Annotated in this window: 17 protein-coding genes; 6 read left to right on the forward strand and 11 right to left on the reverse strand. The window is 69.9% G+C overall.

Annotated features, from left to right (window positions below):
* Positions 1-111 precede the first annotated feature (111 nt).
* Positions 112-1224 carry a MerR family transcriptional regulator gene (locus tag QFW96_RS10015; protein WP_343231368.1) on the reverse strand — a complete coding sequence of 371 codons (1113 nt, stop codon included), beginning with the start codon at positions 1222-1224 and terminating at the stop codon, positions 112-114.
* A 208-nt stretch (positions 1225-1432) separates the two neighbouring features.
* Between QFW96_RS10015 and QFW96_RS10020 the strand changes: the two genes are divergently transcribed.
* Positions 1433-1738 (forward strand): WhiB family transcriptional regulator, encoded by a 306-nt coding sequence (locus QFW96_RS10020; RefSeq protein WP_281455305.1) that lies wholly within the window; start codon positions 1433-1435, stop codon positions 1736-1738.
* Positions 1739-1890: 152 nt separating this feature from the next.
* On the opposite strand, the gene groL is transcribed toward QFW96_RS10020, so the two are convergent.
* Both groL and groES read right to left on the reverse strand, forming a co-directional pair.
* The gene (gene groL, locus QFW96_RS10025; protein WP_281455306.1) at positions 1891-3513 is read right to left on the reverse strand and encodes a chaperonin GroEL; all 1623 of its coding nucleotides are present in this window, start codon (positions 3511-3513) and stop codon (positions 1891-1893) included.
* Between the two features lie 120 nt (positions 3514-3633).
* Positions 3634-3924, reverse strand: coding sequence for a co-chaperone GroES (groES, locus tag QFW96_RS10030; RefSeq protein ID WP_093414065.1), 291 nt, complete (start codon positions 3922-3924; stop codon positions 3634-3636).
* 698 nt (positions 3925-4622) lie between these two features.
* On the opposite strand from groES, the gene QFW96_RS10035 reads away from it, so the two are divergent.
* Positions 4623-5195: a SanA/YdcF family protein gene (locus QFW96_RS10035; protein ID WP_281455307.1), complete on the forward strand. Its 573-nt coding sequence runs from the start codon at positions 4623-4625 to the stop codon at positions 5193-5195.
* A gap of 1 nt (position 5196) precedes the next feature.
* Here QFW96_RS10035 and tsaD read toward each other — a convergent pair whose 3' ends face one another.
* The 8 genes from tsaD to QFW96_RS10075 form a co-directional block, all read right to left on the reverse strand.
* The gene (gene tsaD / locus QFW96_RS10040) at positions 5197-6249 is read right to left on the reverse strand and encodes a tRNA (adenosine(37)-N6)-threonylcarbamoyltransferase complex transferase subunit TsaD (RefSeq protein ID WP_281455308.1); all 1053 of its coding nucleotides are present in this window, start codon (positions 6247-6249) and stop codon (positions 5197-5199) included.
* Positions 6246-6713 carry a ribosomal protein S18-alanine N-acetyltransferase gene (gene rimI, locus QFW96_RS10045; RefSeq protein ID WP_281455309.1) on the reverse strand — a complete coding sequence of 156 codons (468 nt, stop codon included), beginning with the start codon at positions 6711-6713 and terminating at the stop codon, positions 6246-6248. Before rimI ends, tsaD begins: the two co-directional genes overlap by 4 nt.
* Positions 6710-7348 (reverse strand): tRNA (adenosine(37)-N6)-threonylcarbamoyltransferase complex dimerization subunit type 1 TsaB, encoded by a 639-nt coding sequence (tsaB, locus tag QFW96_RS10050; RefSeq protein WP_281455310.1) that lies wholly within the window; start codon positions 7346-7348, stop codon positions 6710-6712. Before tsaB ends, rimI begins: the two co-directional genes overlap by 4 nt.
* Positions 7349-7384: 36 nt before the next feature.
* Entirely contained in the window at positions 7385-8707 is a 1323-nt protein-coding gene (gene allB / locus QFW96_RS10055; RefSeq protein ID WP_425524743.1) for an allantoinase AllB, read from the reverse strand.
* A gap of 293 nt (positions 8708-9000) precedes the next feature.
* The gene (locus QFW96_RS10060) at positions 9001-9600 is read right to left on the reverse strand and encodes a GTP-binding protein (RefSeq protein WP_281455312.1); all 600 of its coding nucleotides are present in this window, start codon (positions 9598-9600) and stop codon (positions 9001-9003) included.
* Positions 9581-9952, reverse strand: a complete 372-nt coding sequence (locus QFW96_RS10065; RefSeq protein ID WP_281455470.1) for a DUF742 domain-containing protein — start codon at positions 9950-9952, stop codon at positions 9581-9583. Before QFW96_RS10065 ends, QFW96_RS10060 begins: the two co-directional genes overlap by 20 nt.
* A gap of 5 nt (positions 9953-9957) precedes the next feature.
* Positions 9958-10374, reverse strand: a complete 417-nt coding sequence (locus tag QFW96_RS10070) for a roadblock/LC7 domain-containing protein (RefSeq protein WP_281455313.1) — start codon at positions 10372-10374, stop codon at positions 9958-9960.
* Complete coding sequence (locus tag QFW96_RS10075) at positions 10371-13079, reverse strand: sensor histidine kinase (protein ID WP_281455314.1); 2709 nt, start codon at positions 13077-13079, stop codon at positions 10371-10373. Before QFW96_RS10075 ends, QFW96_RS10070 begins: the two co-directional genes overlap by 4 nt.
* Positions 13080-13920: 841 nt before the next feature.
* On the opposite strand from QFW96_RS10075, the gene QFW96_RS10080 reads away from it, so the two are divergent.
* The 4 genes from QFW96_RS10080 to QFW96_RS10095 all read left to right on the forward strand — a co-directional run bounded on the left by QFW96_RS10080 (position 13921) and on the right by QFW96_RS10095 (position 17878).
* A complete protein-coding gene (locus QFW96_RS10080) occupies positions 13921-16143 on the forward strand; it encodes a xanthine dehydrogenase family protein molybdopterin-binding subunit (protein WP_281455315.1) in 2223 nt (740 codons plus the stop codon).
* A 35-nt stretch (positions 16144-16178) separates the two neighbouring features.
* Entirely contained in the window at positions 16179-16637 is a 459-nt protein-coding gene (locus QFW96_RS10085) for a (2Fe-2S)-binding protein (protein WP_281453595.1), read from the forward strand.
* Between the two features lie 183 nt (positions 16638-16820).
* Positions 16821-17390 carry a superoxide dismutase family protein gene (locus tag QFW96_RS10090; protein WP_281455316.1) on the forward strand — a complete coding sequence of 190 codons (570 nt, stop codon included), beginning with the start codon at positions 16821-16823 and terminating at the stop codon, positions 17388-17390.
* The gene (locus QFW96_RS10095; protein WP_281455317.1) at positions 17375-17878 is read left to right on the forward strand and encodes a copper resistance CopC family protein; all 504 of its coding nucleotides are present in this window, start codon (positions 17375-17377) and stop codon (positions 17876-17878) included. Before QFW96_RS10090 ends, QFW96_RS10095 begins: the two co-directional genes overlap by 16 nt.
* Positions 17879-17923 lie beyond the last annotated feature (45 nt).

Genomic DNA, 17923 nt, shown 5'->3' on the forward strand with positions numbered 1-17923 from the left:
CTGCGGTGTTCACCCGATCGCTGCGAATGTGACGATCACTTCGCCCGTCCGAACGAACATCGAAAACGACCCCGCACACGGTTCTGTGATTTAGGTCACATCATACTCAACTCAGCCCAGAACGGCGTCGGACACGCGCGTCGCCGCGGCCTCCAGCGACCCCAGCAGCTCGACGTGACCCGGCAGCGCCTCGGGCGACCACCCCGCCCCCGCGACGAACGCGCGGGCCCGCTGCCGGGTGATCGGGATGTCGTCCAGGACGCGCGGCGCGGCGTAGTAGGGCTGATCCGCCCACAGCACGACCGCAGCGGGCGCGGAGCGCTTCACCGCCGCGGCCAGGCCCTCGCGCGGCAGCGCGGCGCCGAACAGGCGGTGCCCGACGCCCTGCGCGGCCAGCGCCGCCGCCAGCGCCACCAGCTCCAGCTCCTGCCCCTCGCCGGGAACCGGCGCGAGCACCGCGGGACGCGGGTTCTGCGGCTTCGGCGCGCCCGCGATGACCGAGCGCAGCGCGGTCGAGGCGCAGTCGTGCAGCAGCTGCAGCACCTCGACGCCGGTGCCGGAGCGCTGCCTGCGCTCGCTGACCGCGCGCAGCACCGGCTGCAGCATCTCCTGCCAGGTGCGGACCACGCCGTCGGCGTCCATCGCCTCGATCAGCAGCCGCTGCACCGACCAGGAGTCCAGCGCCAGCGCCGCCCGGCCGAGACCGCGGGCGCGCGGGCTCGCCCCGGAGAGCTTGAGACCCCGGCCGCCGGTGTTGGCACCGGCCAGGGCGAGCCCCTCGTCGCCATCGAGAACGCCGGACAGCAGCAGGGGGCCCTCATCGGGCGACTCGGCACGCGACGGGTCCTCCACGCGCCGCTGAGGCGGCGGCGCGGCGACCGTGCGCGCGTAGCGGGCCGCCTCCATCGGTGAAGCGCCGCGCAGCAGGGCGCGCTGCATCTGCTCCAGGCGCGCGATGTCGTCCGGCCCGTAGCGGCGGTGCCTGCCGCTGGTGTGATCGCTGGGCCCGAGGCCGTAGCGGCGGTCCCAGGTGCGCAGCGTGGCGGGCGCGACGCCGAGCCTGCGAGCGACCGCGGCGACGGTGAGCCTCGGCTCGTCGTCCAGTGCGATCCCCTCCGGTGCCTGTGCTGCTGCCTCCGACGCGACCGCCGGCTCGCACGCGGGCGGATCGCCGAGCGGTTCGGGGGTCTCCACCCCCACAACTGGTTCAGGCCGCGTCGTCACGCGGGACATATTCCGGTTCTGGCCTCTCAAGAGCAAGCCGGCCGGACTTCGATCACCCCATTTCCAAGGATCACACCAACGATGAACAGCTTTTGGCGCGAAAGGGGTTGAACAAGTTTTGGCTCGGTTCTACGGTCAGATCATGCGAGGCTGCGGCGGTCCCGCCGTAGCGAGGGAGGGGATCCACCGGTAGGAGGTGGTTGTCGCAATGGCAGACACTCGACGTCTTCCAGGACCGAACGCCGATATCTGGGATTGGCAGATACGGGGCTCGTGCAGGGGGATGGACAGCGCGTACTTCTTCCATCCGGACGGAGAGCGAGGTCCGGCACGAGCCAGGCGCGAGGCGAAGGCGAAGGAGGTATGCCACCACTGCCCTGTTCTCGCCCAGTGCCGGACGCACGCACTGGCGGTTCAGGAGCCGTACGGCATCTGGGGAGGGCTGTCCGAGTCTGAACGCGAAGTGATCATCAAGGCGCGCAAGCGCCAGCAGCTGGCGGTCGCAGCCGGCTGACCCAGAGCCCTCGATCGGCGGTGGGGGAAAGCGCCGCGGGTCAGGTGAAGCCGGGATCGAATGGCACGAGGGGCGTCATTCGCCCCCGGCGGAGGCAAAGAATCGGGGCGGTACCCAGGTGGGTACCGCCCCGATTCTTTGCGTTCAGCAGATCAGTGACCGTGACCGTGTCCGTGGCCGTGCCCGGCCTCCTCCTCGGTCTCCTCCGGCTTGTCCACGACGGCGCTCTCGGTGGTGAGCACCATGCGGGCGATGGAGGCCGCGTTGGCGACCGCCGAGCGGGTCACCTTCAGCGGGTCGACGATGCCGGACTGCACCAGATCGCCGTACTCGCCGGTGGCGGCGTTGTATCCGGCGCCCCAGTCGAGGTCGCGGACCTTGGAGACCACGACCGCGCCTTCCTGGCCCGCGTTGGCCGCGATCCAGAACAGCGGCGCGTCCAGCGCGCGGCGGACCAGCTGCACACCGGTCGCCTCGTCACCGGTCAGGCCGAGGTCGCCCTCGAGGGACTTGGCGGCGTGGATCAGCGCGGACCCGCCGCCGGGCACGCTGCCCTCCTCCGCGGCGGCCTTGGCGGCCGCGACGGCGTCCTCGATGCGGGACTTGCGCTCCTTGAGCTCGGTCTCGGTGGCCGCACCGACCTTGATCACCGCGACGCCGCCGGCCAGCTTGGCCAGCCGCTCCTGCAGCTTCTCGCGGTCCCAGTCGGAGTCGGTCGCCTCGATCTCCTTGCGGAGCTGGGCGGCGCGGTCCTTGACGTCGTCGGCGGCGCCGTGGCCGTCGACCAGGGTCGTCTCGTCCTTGGTGACGGTGACCCGGCGGGCCGAACCCAGCACCTCGGGGCCGACCTCGGACAGCTTCAGGCCCAGCTCGGGAGCGATGACCTGGGCGCCGGTGACGATCGCCAGGTCGTCCATGAACGCCTTGCGGCGGTCGCCGAAGAACGGCGCCTTGACCGCGACGACCTTCAGGGTCTTGCGCACGGCGTTGACGGCCAGGGTGGACAGCGCCTCGCCCTCGACGTCCTCCGCCACGATCAGCAGCGGCTTGCCGGCCTCGACGACCTTCTCCAGCAGCGGCAGCAGCTCCTGGATGTTGGAGATCTTCTCCCGGTGCAGCAGGATCTGCGCGTCTTCGAGGACGGCCTCCTGGCGCTCGGCGTCGGTGACGAAGTGCGGCGAGACGAAGCCCTTGTCGAACTGCACGCCCTCGGTCAGGTCGAGCTCGGTGGCCAGCGTCGAGGACTCCTCGATGCTGATCACGCCGTCCTCGCCGACCTTCTCCATCGCCTCGCCGATCAGGTCGCCGATGGCCTCGTCGCGCGAGGACACGGTGGCGATCTGGGCGATGTTGTCGCGGCCCTTGACCGGGGTGGCCTTGGCCTTGAGCGCCTCGACGACTGCCTCGGCCGCCAGCGTGACGCCCTTGTTCAGCGCCGCCGGGTTCGCGCCCGCGGCCAGGTTGCGCAGGCCTTCCTTGACCAGCGACTGGGCGAGCACGGTGGCGGTGGTGGTGCCGTCACCGGCGACGTCGTTGGTCTTGGTGGCGACGTTCTTGGCGAGCTGGGCGCCCAAGTTCTCGAACGGGTCGTCGAGCTCGATCTCGCGAGCGATGGTGACGCCGTCGTTGGTGATCTGCGGTCCGCCGAACTGCTTGTCCAGCACGACGTGCCGGCCGCGCGGCCCGAGCGTGACCTTCACCGCGTCGGCGAGCTGGTTGACGCCGCTTTCCAGTGCACGGCGCGCCGGCTCGTCGAAGGTGATCTGCTTAGCCATTGTTGCTACAGCCCTTCAGATGTGTGCCTGATCCCCGACATACAGCCGCCCCGGCGGTCCCGCGGTCGGGACCGCCGGGGCGGCTGAGCCCACGCTCGGTGGGCGCACGATGATCTGGCGTCAGTTGACGACGGCCAGCACGTCGCGGGCGGAGAGGATCAGGTACTCCTCGCCGTTGTACTTGACCTCGGTGCCGCCGTACTTCGAGTAGATGACGACGTCGCCTTCCTTGACATCCACGGGGATGCGGTTGCCCTTGTCGTCGATGCGACCCGGGCCGACAGCCAGGACCTTGCCCTCCTGGGGCTTCTCCTTGGCGGTGTCCGGGATCACGATGCCGGACGCAGTCGTCGTCTCGGCCTCGCTCGCCTGGACGACGATCTTGTCCTCAAGCGGCTTGATGCTCGCCACGGTGTGACCTCCACCTTCTGGGGCCTTCGAAGCGTTGGCTGGGAATGACGGCTCCGTTGCTCCCCGTCGTCGCGGGTGCCGGGTCGCGGTGTCGCCGTGCTGCTAGCACTCTACCCAGGAGAGTGCCAGCGCTCAACAACCACCCGCTCACCCGAACGCCGGAACGCGACTGGAGGGCATTCAACGGCACCGCTCAGCACCCCCGACCGGCGGGGTTCATTCAACCCGCGCGACACGCCCCGGCGTGTCGCGTCCACCCGCGTTCACCCAACGGGGCGACGGCATCACTCGTGGTGGTGGCACCTGGTGTCGATCACCCCGCCCGGCCCCACCTGCGACGTCGTCACCTCCACTGCGCGCAGAGTGATCATCGCAGGTAGATCGGCATGCGGGGAATCTCACCAATGTCGCCGGTGGTTCACACCTGAGGCGTCCGGTGCCCTAGGTTGCTCGGCATGCCAGCCCTCTCCAAGCCCGCGAACCGGCCGTGGGAACGACGTCCCCGACCCGCTCGCCCGCCTGGTCCGTCCGGCCCCCCGACCCGCGGAAGCTGGCGTCCGAAATAAGGACGCCCCCGAGACCCCCTGGCGCGCCGGAAACCCGGCCGCCGCGATGACACGGCCGCGATCCCGGACTCCCCGGGGCCGCGGCCGTGATCACGTCCGCCCCTCCCGAACCCGGGATGGGAAACTGGGGCGGTGCGTGCGCTGTGGGTGATCGTGGGGGTCGCGTTCGGGGGCTTGGTCCTCCCGTTCGCCTGGGCGTGGGGTCGCAGCGCCGGACGGGTCCGGACCGCGGCCGACGCGCCCGCGACCGAGGCCGCGCTGGTGCTCGGCGCCGGGGTCCGGTGGGACGGCGTTCCCAGCCGCATCCTGCAGGGCAGGCTCGACGTGGCCGTGGCGCTGTTCCGGGCCGGGAAGGTCCGCACGATCGTGGTCAGCGGATCACCGCGGTCCCGGGGCTACAGCGAACCGGTCGTGATGCGGCGGTACCTGCTCTCGCGCGGCATCCCCGAGGACGCCGTGGTGCCGGACGAGACCGGCGTCGACACCTACTCCTCGTGCCGCACGGCCGCGAAGCGGTACCGCTCGCTGATCGTGGTCACCACGCGCTTCCACCTGCGGCGCTCGATCGCGCTCGCGCGGCGGCAGGGCATCGACGCCTGCGGCGTCGGGCACGACGCGGCGGCCGACGGCCTGCGCCGGGTCAACGCGCGGGCGACCCGCCGCGAACTGCTCGCGACGGTCAAGGCCTTCTGGTTCCCCCGCTGATCTACTGGACGACGATCTCGTCCACCGGCAGACCCGGGTTCGCCGGCATGTCCAGCGGGGACGGCTTCGCGCCCGAGTGCAGCACGTGCGCGCCGAGCGCGGCGATCATCGCGCCGTTGTCGGTGCACAGCCGGGGCCTCGGCACCCGCAGCGTGATCCCGGCCGCGGCGCAGCGCTCGCGCGCCAGTTCCGAGAGCCGCGAGTTCGCCGCCACCCCACCGGAGATCACCAGCGTGTCGACGTCGTGGTCCTGCGCGGCGCGCACCGCCTTCATCGTGAGCACGTCGGCGACGGCCTCCTGGAACGAGGCGCACACGTCCGGGACCGGGATCTCGCGGCCCTCGCGCCGCTCGGTCTCCACCCAGCGCGCCACGGCCGTCTTCAGGCCCGAGAAGGAGAAGTCGTGGCGGGCGTCGCGCGGGCCGGTGAGACCGCGCGGGAACGCGATGGCCTTCGGGTTCCCGAGCTTGGCCTGCTGGTCGATCGGCGGACCGCCCGGGTAGGGCAGGTCGAGGATGCGTGCGACCTTGTCGTAGGCCTCCCCCGCCGCGTCGTCGATGGTCGTGCCGACCTCGGTGATCTTCTCGCCGACGCCCTCCACCAGGAGCAGCTGGCTGTGACCTCCGGACACCAGCAGCGCCAGGCAGCGCTCGGGCAGCGGGCCGTGCTCCAGCGTGTCGACGGCGACGTGCCCGCCGAGGTGGTTCACCCCGTACAGCGGCACGCTCAGCGCGGTCGCGTAGGCCTTCGCGGAAGCGACGCCGACCATCAGCGCCCCGGCCAGACCGGGACCCGCTGTGACCGCGATAGCGTCCACATCGGACAGGGCGAGGCCCGACTCGTCCAGCGCGCGGCGCATCGTCGGGCCCATCGCGGCCAGGTGCGCGCGGCTGGCGATCTCCGGCACGACCCCGCCGAACCGCGCGTGCTCGTCCACGCTGGAGGCCACCGCGTCGGCCAGCAGCTCAACCCGGCCGTCGTCGGAGAGCCGGACCAGGCCGACTCCCGTTTCATCGCAGGAGCTCTCGATCCCGAGAACGATCCGCTCGCTCATGACACCTCCACGGCTTCGCGTCGCATGGTGTGCGCGTCGGCCCCGGAGGGCTGGTAGTAGCGCGGGCGCAGCCCGACGATCTCGAAGCCGTGGTCGCGGTACATCGTGATCGCGGCCTCGTTGTCGGTGCGCACCTCCAGGAACGTCGTCGCGCGGTGCTCGTCGGCGCGCGACAGCAGCGCGCGCAGCAGCGCCTTGCCGACGCCCTCGCCCTGGTGCTCGGGGTCGACGCCGATCGTGTGCACCTCGGCCTCGGCGTGCGGCGGGCGGCCGTTGACGGCCAGGCCCGCGTAACCGATCAGTCGCTCGCCGAGGTAGGCACCGACGTAGTGGTGGCCCTGGTCCAGCTCGGCGGAGAAGGCCGCCCGCGACCACGGGTCGTCCCCGTCGAAGAGCACCTGCTCCAGCTCGGCGCAGCGACGCAGGTCGGACCGCCGCAGCTTGAGCACCTCGACCTCGCTCACCGGGTGAGCACCGACTTCCGCTTGCCGGGTTCCTCGGCGTCGGGCCTCCGCAGGTACAGCGGGACCAGCGGCTCGGGATCGGCGTCGAGGGTCGCGGCGGCCACCAGCCCGGCGGGCGTGGGGTACTTCGGCGCGACGGCGGGCAGCCCGACGGCTTCGGCGAGCTCACCGGCGGCGACCGGGTAGCCCTCGGTCGGCACGTCGGCGGGCTTGGCCACGTGCGGGCCGTCGACGCGGGTCGCGCCGTCGTAGGCGGCCCAGTAGACCTCCTTGCGGCGCGCGTCGGTGGCGACCAGCAGCGGGCCGGTCACCGCGGCGGCGGCCGCGATCGCGTCGAGACCGCACACCGGGTGCACCGGGACGTCGCAGGCCTGGCCGAGCGCGGCGGCCGTGGCCAGGCCGACCCGCAGGCCGGTGAACGGACCGGGCCCGATCCCGGCGACGATCGCGTCGACGTCGGCGAGGCCGCGACCGGCCTCCTCCAGGACGTCGACCAGTTGCGGCATGAGCAGTTCGCCGTGCGCGCGGGGGTTGATCGTGACGCGCTCGGCGAGAACCCGCGGGAGTCCTCCGTCGAGGGCGACCAGCCCCGCCGTGACCGCGGGCGTCGAAGTGTCCAGCGCTATGACGAGCACAGCTGTTCAGCCTACGTCAGCGCTGGTCACGGGCCCTCATCGGGTCAGCAGGCGACCCTGCGGAGCGGCGCTGATGTCGAGCTCTTCACCGCGCAGCCAGGTCTGCCGGACCACCCCGGCCAGCGGGCGGCCGTGGTACGGCGAGATCGGGTTGCGGTGCTGGAGCTTCTCGACGTCGACGACGAAGGCGTCGTCGGGGGCGAAGACGCAGAAGTCCGCGTCGTTGCCGACCGCGATGGAGCCCTTGCCGCGCACCCCGGCGAACTCGGCGGGGCGGGTGGCCATCCAGCGCACCACGTCGTCGAGGGAGTGGCCGCGCAGGCGGGCCTGGGTCCAGATCGCCGGCAGGCCCAGCTGCAGGCTCGACACCCCGCCCCAGGCGACGCCGAAGTCACCGATGTCGAGGCGCTTGAGCTCCGGGACGCACGGCGAGTGGTCGCTGACCACGCAGTCGATCGTGCCGTCCGCCAGGGCCTTCCAGAGCAGTTCGCGGTTGCCCGCCTCGCGGATCGGCGGGCAGCACTTGAACTGGGTGGCGCCGTCGGGGATCTCCTCGGCGGTGAAGCTCAGGTAGTGCGGGCAGGTCTCCACCGTCACCCGCACGCCGTCGGCGCGGGCCGAGGCGATCAGCGGCAGCGCGTCCGCCGAGGACAGGTGCAGGATGTGCACGCGGGCGCCGATGCGCCGGGCCAGCTCGACGACCTGCGCGATCGCGACGTTCTCGGCCCCCTTGGGGCGGGAGTCGAGGAAATCGCCGTAGTCCTCGCCGTGCGGGGTCGGGGCGGTGTCGATGACGTGCGAGTCCTCGGCGTGCACGATCATCATCGCGTCGAGCCCGGCGAGCTCGGTCAGGGACTCCTCCAGACCGGCGGGGTCCAGCGGCGGGAACTCGTCGACGCCGGAGTGCAGCAGGAAGCACTTGAAGCCGAACACCCCGGCCTCGTGGAGTCCGCGCAGGTCGCCGACGTTGCCGGGGATCGCGCCGCCCCAGAACCCGACGTCGACGTGCGCCTTGGCCGCGGCGGTCTTGCGCTTGAGCTCCAGCGCGTCGACGTCGACGGTCGGCGGGAGGCTGTTGAGCGGCATGTCGACGATGGTGGTCACGCCGCCGGCCGCGGCCGCGCGGGTGGCGGTCTCGAAGCCCTCCCACTCGGTGCGGCCGGGGTCGTTGACGTGCACGTGCGTGTCGACCAGCCCGGGCAGCAGCACCTCGTCATCGGCGAGCTCGACGACGCGGCCCGTCCGGTTCGAGCCGTGCGGCTCGATCGCGGCGATGGCGCCGTCGCGCACGACGACGTCCGCCCCGGACTCACCGGCGGTCTCGCCGCCGGGCAGCACGATCCGTCGCGCCCGCAGCACGACCTGACCCTCGTCCACAGCACCTCCCGAAGCCCCGAAGTTTCAACAAAGTGTTGAACTTTCGAGCCCGGGCGTCAAGAGGGGACGGTTTTTCCTCGAATCACCCATGATCAATGTCCGTTTTGCCCGGACAGTTTTCACTAAAACTGTCCGCGGGTGACGGACGCACACCACGGGACCACCGCTCTCGGTCTCGGGACCGGGTGGTGGATGCGCGGCGGCCCCCCGGGGGAACCGGGGGCCGCCGCGCGTGGAGAAGTTCGCGCCCTGGGACGCGTGAGCGCCGAGGACGTTCAGCGCATCGCGTGCTGCTGCTTGGCCCGGGTGACGGCCATGACGTGCTCCATCAGGGTCGTCAGGAGCTGCTTGTTGGACTCCCGCTGACGGGCGTCGCAGAGCATGATCGGCACGTTGTCGTCGATGTCGAGCGCGCGCCGGACCTCCTCCGGGTCGTAGATCTGCGTGCCGTTGAAGCAGTTCACGCCGATGATGAACGGCAGCCCGCGACCCTCGAAGTAGTCGATCGCCGCGAAGCAGGTGTCCAGTCGCCGGGTGTCCGCCAGCACGATCGCCCCGAGCGCCCCGTTGGCCAGTTCGTTCCACATGAACCAGAAGCGCTCCTGGCCCGGGGTGCCGAACAGGTACAGGATCAGGTCCGAGCTGATGGTGATGCGGCCGAAGTCGAACGCCACCGTGGTGGTCGTCTTGCGCTCCACACCGGTCAGGTCGTCGACCCCGGTACTGGCCTCGGTCAGCGTCTCCTCGGTTCGCAGCGGCACGATCTCGCTGACCGACCCCACGAGGGTCGTCTTGCCGACACCGAAGCCACCGGCGATGAGGATCTTCGCCGCGACCGCGTTCAGGCTGGCTTGTTCAGAGTTTGCGGATCCCATCCAGCACCTTCTGCATCATGTCGAGACTCGGCCCGGTCGTCGGTGACGAATCCGGCCCGAAGACCACGTAGTCACGCTCGATCAAGTCACTGATCAGAATCTTCACCACGCCCAGCGGGAGATCTGCCCGGGCCGCGACCTCGGCGACCGAGACCGGATATCCGCACCCCTGCAGAACCCGCTGGTAGTTCGGTGACAGCGCACGCGCGTTCGGCGGCAGCGGTTGGCGCGCCACGACGAGCGTGATCAGGTCGAGCTCGTAGCTCGTGGCCCGCGTACGCCCCTTGGTCATGGCGTACGGACGCACCACCGGTCCCGCGTCCTCGTCGAACCATCCTCGCCCACCGGACATCGCGGTCACGCATCTAACGGAGAACCGGCGGCACGGGGCGCGGAGCTGAGGTAGTTGCCCACCCGGGTCACCATGCGGTTGGCCTCGAAGGCGATCATGCCCAGGTCGGCGTCCGCCGCGGCGATCAGAGCCAGGCACGCCCCCTCGCTGGCCGCGGTGACCATGAGGAAGCAGTTCGCCATCTCCACCACGGTCTGGTAGACCTCGCCGCCGTTGAACTGCAGCGCGGCCCCCTTCGACAGGCTTTGGAACCCGGAAGCGACCGCGGCCAGGTGCTCCGCGTCGGCCTGGCCCAGCTGCGGGGTCTTGCCCAGCAGCAGGCCGTCGGAGGACAGCAGCGCCGCCTTGTCCGCGCCGGCCAACCGCTGCACGAGATCGTTGAGCAGCCAGTCAACTTCCTTGCTGTAAGCCTTCAGCGTCATGCCTCGTTTCCTCCTGGCCGCGCAGCCTCGTTGTTCGCATCGTTGGTGCGCGCTCGCTTGGTGCCTGTTTGGAAGGCGTTCATGCTGTTGCGGAACCGGTCCGGCGTCCGCGGCGGACCGCTGGTCGGAGCAGGTTGCTGCGGCGCGGATTCGGTCTTCTGGCCCTGGTCGATCTGGGCGCGCAGGGGCGCCGCGAGATTGGCCTTCTGACCGCGCCGACGCTGCGGGAGCGGCGGCTTGTCGGCCGAGCTGGACGCCGACGTGTTCACCGAAACTCCGGCGGTGGTACCGCTCTTCGGCGGACCAGCGCCGTTGGTTCCATTCGCAACTACCTCCGTCGGGAGGATTTCACCAGACGCGTTGGGCATGTTCGACGACAGCCCCGGCATGTTCGCCGGAGCTTCGGGCGTGATCCGCCGTCCCGTCGCCGGTCGCTGCTGATCGGGACGGATCTCCGGCGGCCGGTACTCGGGCTGGCGCGGCGGTTCCGGCGGACGCTGCTGCGGCGACGACTGCTGCTGCGACGACTGCTGTTGAGGGGCCACCGGCCTCCGGTGCTCGGCCGGATTCTGCTGCGGCACGCCGATCTCGCCGGTGGTCGGCCCGGAACCGTTGGTGCCCGGGCGGGTCCAGCGCTGGGTGGCGGCGTCGGGGCCGACCGGGTTGTGCGGGGTGATCGGGCTGTCGGGCCCGATCGGGTCCGGCGCGACGTCGGGGTCGAGCCGTCCCTCCATCCAGCGCTTGCGCGGCTGCTGCCCGCTCTGCTCGGACTCGGGTTCGGCGACGACGGGCTGCTGCCCGCTCGTCTCGACCCGGTCCTGGCGCTCGGTCTGCGGACCGCGCTCGGCGACGATGTGGTTCGGGATCAGCGCCACCGCGCGGATGCCGCCGTAGGCGGAGTCGCGGAGGGTGACCTTGATGCCGTGCCTGCCCGCGAGCTGGGCGACCACGAACAGACCCATCCGGGCCTCTTCGGACAGCGCCATCACCGCGAAGTCCGGCGGGCTGGCCAGCATCTGGTTCAGCTCGTCGAGCTTCTCCGGCTCCAGGCCGATGCCCTGGTCCTCGATCTCGACGATGATGCCCTTGCCGACCACGTTGCCGCGCACCTCGACGTGCGATTCCGGCGGCGAGAACGAGGTCGCGTTGTCCACCAGCTCGGCGAGCAGGTGGACGAGGTCGGCGACCGCGCGGCCCTGCACCGAGATCTCCGGCAGCTGCTGGATCTCGACCCGGGCGTAGAGCTCGGTCTCGGCGACCGCGCCCTGCACGACGTCGTGCAGCAGAACCGGGTTGCGCCACTGCCGGCCGGGCCGCTGACCACCGAGGATGATCAGGTTCTCGGCGTTCCGGCGGGACTGGGTGGCGAGGTGGTCGAGCTGGAACAGCAGCTCCAGCTGGTCCGGGTCCTCCAGCTTGCGCTCGGCCTTGTCCAGCACCTGCAGCTGGCGGTGGACCATGACCTGGCTGCGGTGGGCGATGTTGAGGAACACCGAGCGGACGCCCTGCCGGGTCTCGGCCTCGGCGACGGTCGCGCGGATCGCGGTCCGCTGCGCCTCGTTGAAGGCGTCGGCGACCTCACCGATCTCGTCGTGACCGAAGCGCAGCCAGGACACCTCGCGCTCGATGTCGACCTGCTTCCCGTTCCGCAGCCGCGCCACCACCGACGGCATCTCCTGCTGCGCCAGCGCCAGGGTCTTGCTCCGCAGCCGGTTGAGCCGTCGCACCAGCAGGTTCGACAGCCGCAGCGCGATCAGGAACACGATCAGGACGATGAGCACGATGATCGCGCCGGTGATCAGCGAGGTCAGCAGCGTCTCGTCGACGACCGCGCCACCGAGGTCCAGCGCGTACTGGTAGTGCGAGGTGGACAGCGCGTTGAGCTCCTGCGCCAGGTCGTGCGAGGCGCTGATCCAGTCGGTGGTGCTGACCGGGACGCGGATGACCTCACCCGCGGCCGCCTTGCCACCGGCGACCTCCATCGCGTCCTGCACGGCGTCGACGCGGAACCACGCCGAGCCCTTCTGCAGCCCGGTGTAGTTCTGCTGCTCCACCGGCGTCATTCGGGGGGTCAGCGAGTTCAGGTTGTCGTGGAAGGCGCCGATCTGGTGCGCGTACTCGTGGTACTGCGCCGGCGTCATGCCGACCGAGGTGCGGCCCAGCGCCAGCGCGTGACCTCGGGCCATCGCGTCGGCCGCGTCCATGAGGTCCGCGGAAACCGAGGTCTCGTAGGAGACCTGGGCGTCCGGGGCGTACCGGACGTAGGTCCGCAGGCTCATGTTGTAGGCGTCGAAGAGCCCGTTGTAGAACTTGTAGACCGCGTCCAGCTCGGCCGGACCGCCGTCGATCTGCTTGCGCACTTCCTTGACGGTGGCCAGCTGCGAGCGGAACTCGTCGAAGTTGCCGCGCGCCTCGCTCGGCACACCACGGGAGAACTCCTGGGCCACGCCGTCCATCTCGGCCACCGAGGCGTCGAACTTCTTGCGGACGTCGTCGAGGTTGCGCCGCTCGTTGTGGTTGCTCAGGTAGACGAGGCTGAGCTGGCGCTCGTCCTGCAGGTTGGCGACGAAACGGGCTGAGGGGTCCTTGGCGTCGGCGAGTCTGCCGACGTAGTTCTGCACGCTCAGGCCCTGGAAAATCAGGTACCCCGACAAGCCGACGCCGACGAGCAGGGCCGCGACACTCGGAACGAGTGCGATGGCCAACAGACGCGCCTGGATCGTGCCGGAGGCGAAGAGGCGTTTCAGCGTTGACATGGACCTCGTCTCAAACCTTCTCCGTTGGTTGGCCGCAGCAAGAAGAACTCGCGCTGACCCGGGCTCCTCGAAACGGCCGGGCCCGGCGGGAGCGCCGAAAAATTTCGGACCCATCGGCGCATCAGATGACGACGCAGCCTAGGACCGCTGTCATACGTGGTCAACGCGCTTGTGGAACCTATCGACGCAATTGTTATATACGCTGGTCGGGCAGGATGCGCGGGAAGATTAGCAGACGCGCCCGGCAATGCTGAATTGCATTGCCACTTATCCCATCGAGACCGAACTGATCCCGAACTCCCCGGGTACCAGACGCCCGTTCTGCACCGATTCCGGCTGGCTGGCCACCCGACCAAAATAGACTGGAACTACGCGCAATTGCTCCATTCGGCCTAGCGGAAACGCTGCCCAAAGGGCGATTCAGGGGCTTCTCTACCGTCAGGTAGGCTCTCGCGACGTTGGCTGGCTAAAAGCCGGCCGCACCGACTTTTCAAGCACCATTTCCCCCGACCCCAGAGGAAGTCAACACAACCCCGGAAAGTCATCTTCGAATAGGTTCCGGTCACGGGAAGTGACATTCACGGCCAAATGCCGCAACGTGACTACTCCTGGCTACCGGAAATGAATTTTCGATAACGCGATGCTCCCTCACGGCATCGCGCGGGGTTATGACGGCCCTGCAGTCGGACAAGTCCTGCCTTGGTCTGTTCTGAGTACGTCGGCACGCCTTTCCGCTCGGTGAATGGTCCCCGGTCGGGCCATTGAGTGCCGGCGCGCGAGAGGAGTTTGGATGGTTCACCCCGCCACCGATCACGAGGAAGCCGCCCCGGCCTCCGGCACGCGGCGCCGGCGCTTCCTCACCTACGTCGCGGCGGCGCCGATGCTGACGATCGCCGGCAAGTTCGTCCTCGAGGGCGAAGCCGCCGCCGCGGCCGGGCCGGTCGCGGGGCAACTCCCGCTCCCGCCGGTCTCCGGGCTGATGGACTTCGGCGACATCATGGAGATCGCCACCGCTCCGACGATGGAGCTGATGAAGCTGGAGTTCACCGCGGACAACAAGGTCCGCTTCGAACTCCCGCGCCTCGAGGTCGGCCAGGGCCTCAACACCGCCGTCGTGATGCTGCTGGCCGAGGAGCTCGGCGCCCGGACCTCCGACGTCGTCGTCGAGCTCTCCGACGCCCGCCCCGAGCTGCTGTTCAACCAGTTCACCGCGGCCTCGTCGTCGGTGCGGACCTTCTGGAAGCCGCTGCGCCAGATGGCCGCCACGGCCCGCGCCCGGCTGATGACCGCCGCCGCCAAGAAGTGGAGCGTGTCGGCGAACTCGCTGACCGCCCAGGGCAGCGGCATCGTCGGCCCGGGCGGCCGCAAGGCCACCTTCGCCGAGCTGGCCAAGGACGCGGCCAAGGTCGTCGTCCCGTCGGTCCCGGCCACGCCGAAGAAGGCCTCCGAGTTCAAGGTCCTCGGCAAGGGCATGACCCGTTCCGACGGACGGGCCATCGTCACCGGCAAGGCGCACTACGTCTCCGACATGAAGCTGCCGAACTCGGTGGTGGCCGTCGTGGTCCGCCCGCCGACGCTGGGCGGCGAGGTCGAGTCCTTCGACGACTCGGCGATCCGCAACGTCTCCGGCTTCAAGGGCACCGCCGAGATCTCCAGCGGTGTCGCGGTCTGCGCCGAGTACACCTGGCAGGCCATGGAGCTGGCCAAGAAGCTCCAGGTCACCTGGAAGTCCGGCCCGATCACCGACATGTCCTCGGCCGACATCCAGGCCAAGCTCGCCGACATGGCGGGCAGCCTCGACGACTCCGTCAACGACGACGACGGCGACGAGATCGACGAGGGCTTCGACTTCGCGTTCGTCAGCCACGCGCCGATGGAGGTCAACTACGCGGTGGCCGACGTCAAGGACGGCCGCGCCGAGGTCTGGGTCCCGGCCCAGTCCCCGCAGGACGCGCAGAAGGACATCGCCGCGAAGATCGGCGTCCTCGACGTGAAGGTGCACGTCACCCGAGCCGGAGGTTCCTTCGGCCGCCACCTGTTCCACGACGCCGCGGTCGAGGCCGCCGAGGTCTCCAAGGCCATCGGCAAGCCCGTCAAGCTGATGTGGACCCGCAACGACGACACCCGGCACGGCCGGATGCGTCCCGCCTCGCACCACCGCGTGAAGGCCTCCTTCCGCGCGGGCAAGGTCCGCTCCTGGTCGCACAAGATGGCCAGCGTCGCAACGGACTTCACCCACGGCCTCGGTGACCTGATCACCTCGACCGCCGTGGAGTCCGGGATCGGCAAGCTCCCGGCCGCGCAGCTGTACTTCAACCTGACCCAGTCGGTGCCCTACGAGTTCGGCGCGACCACGATCTCGCTGCACGACCTCGACCTCGACGGCGTCAACACCGGCAGCTGGCGCTCGGTGCACTCCGGCACCTTCCGCGTCGCCGAGGACCTGGTCGTCGACCAGATCGCGGAGAAGGCCGGTTCCGACCCGGCGAACTTCCGGCTGGACAACGCCAAGACCGACCGCGCCAAGGCCGTGCTCCAGAAGGTCATGGAGGAGGGCAACTGGGGTCGCCGGATGCCCAAGGGCCACGCCCAGGGCATCTCGATGCACGAGGAGTTCAAGTCGGTCGCGGCCTGCCTGGTCGAGATCAACGCCGCCGACCCGAAGAAACCGCGGGTCACCAAGGCCGTGATCGTCGTCGACGCCGGCCAGCCGCTGAACCCGAAGGGCATCGAGGCCCAGATGATGGGCGGCCTGACCGACGCGATCTCGACGATCCTGCAGGCCGGCATCCACATCGACAACGGCGCGGTGCGCGAGGGCAGCTACGGCGACTTCTACTGGGCTCGCCAGGGCAACACCCCGCCGGAGCTGCAGATCCACGTCATGCCCGCCACCACCGACGAACCGGGCGGCGTGGGCGAGCTGGGCGTTCCGGTGTGCGGTGGCGCGATCGCCTGCGCCTACGCGCGTGCGACCGGCACTCAGCCGCGCAGCTTCCCGATCAACTTCTGATTCCGGCCTGATCCTTCGAGGAGTTCCCGAGCGACATGCCCAAGTACGAGTTCACCGTCAACGGCAAGGACGTCGAGGTCGACGTCCCGGCGGAGATGCCCCTGCTGTGGGTGCTGCGCGATCAGCTGCGCATCACCGGCCCCAAGTACGGCTGCGGCGTCGGCGTCTGCAGGGCCTGCACCTGCCTGCAGGACGACGAAGAGGTCCAGACCTGCATGGTCAAGGCCGAAGACGCCGACGGCACCGAGATCACCACGATCGAGGGCCTGGCCGACGGAGATGAGCTGCACCCGGTGCAGCAGGCGTGGCTGGATCGCGACGTCGCCCAGTGCGGCTTCTGCCAGCCGGGTCAGATCATGACCGCCGTCGCGCTGCTCAACGAGAAGGGCGACGACGTCACCGACGCGGACATCGACAAGATCGAGAACGTCTGCCGCTGCGGCACCTACGGCCGGATCCGCCAGGCCATCAAGCAGGCTGCCGAGAACATGTGAGCCGTGCCGGGGTCTCCCCGGGCTCGCGGTGGGACCGGGGAGACCGCGGACGGTTTTAGCCATAATCACCCATGATCAATGTCCGTTTCGTCCGGACAATTATGGCTAAAACCGTCCACTGCCAACGATCGTTGGCACCGTCACGGCTTCCCGAACGAGTCCACAGAGAAGTTGATGAGGGCATTGACACTTCGCAAGTCTTACGCCGCCGGACTGGTCGTCGCCTGCGCCGCGCTGTCGGCGTGCAGCGGCGGGGCTCCCGCCGAGGACCACAGCGCGCACATGCAGCACTCCGGTGGAGAGCAGGCCGGTGGCGGCATGCAGATGAACATGGGTGACCCCAACGCCACCCCGGCCAAGGACGTGGCGGGAGCGCAGCTGCGCAGCAACCCGTTCCAGCTGCTGCCCACCCGCCCGCCGGGGCTCGACCAGGCCCAGGGCACCGCGTGGCTGGCGCTGCACCAGGGCGGCACGACCGTGACGCTGGAGATGACCGGTCTGCAGCCCAACGGCGAGTACATGGCCCACGTGCACGCCAAGCCGTGCGCGGAGGAGAACGGCGGCGGTCACCTCAAGTTCGACCCCGCCGGTCCCGAGACGCCGCCGAACGAGATCCACCTGGCCTTCACCGCCGACGCGAGCGGCAAGGGCTTCATGACCGCCGAGAACGACAAGCGGGCCGACGCCGCGAAGTCGCTCGTGGTGCACCCGGCCGAGTTCTCCGACAACCGCATCGCATGCGCCGACTTCTGAGACCCGCCCTCGGCGCGGTCCTGACCGCGCTGCTGGCCCTGCTGAACCTGAGCGCGGGCACCGCGCTCGCGCACAGCGGGCTCAACTCGGCCCAGCCCGGCCCGGGCGAGACCGCCCAGGCCGGGGTGGATCGGATCGAGATGGACTTCGCGGGCGCGCTGGACGCGTCGAAGCCGCCTCATGTCGAGGTGAAGAACCCCTCCGGGTCGAACCTCGTCTCGGGTGAGGCGGAGGTGGACGGCAACCACGTGACCGTCCGCATGGAGGCGTTGAAACCGGGCCTGCACACGGTGAAGTACACGACCACCTTCGACGACGGGCACACCACCGAGGGCGGCTACTACCTCAACGTGGCCCCGGCCCCGCCGGGCCAGTCCGACGGCAACGGCTACACCTTCTGGCTGGCCGTCGGCGGCGGCACGGTGATCGTGATCCTGCTCCTCGTCGTGGTAGCCCTGATACCCCGGGGCGCCCAGGACGAGGACTGATCTCGGAGAACGTCCCCCTTCCCGAAAGATTCGGGAAGGGGGACG

The sequence above is a fragment of the Saccharopolyspora ipomoeae genome, from assembly GCF_029952525.1.
Lineage (GTDB): Bacteria > Actinomycetota > Actinomycetes > Mycobacteriales > Pseudonocardiaceae > Saccharopolyspora > Saccharopolyspora ipomoeae.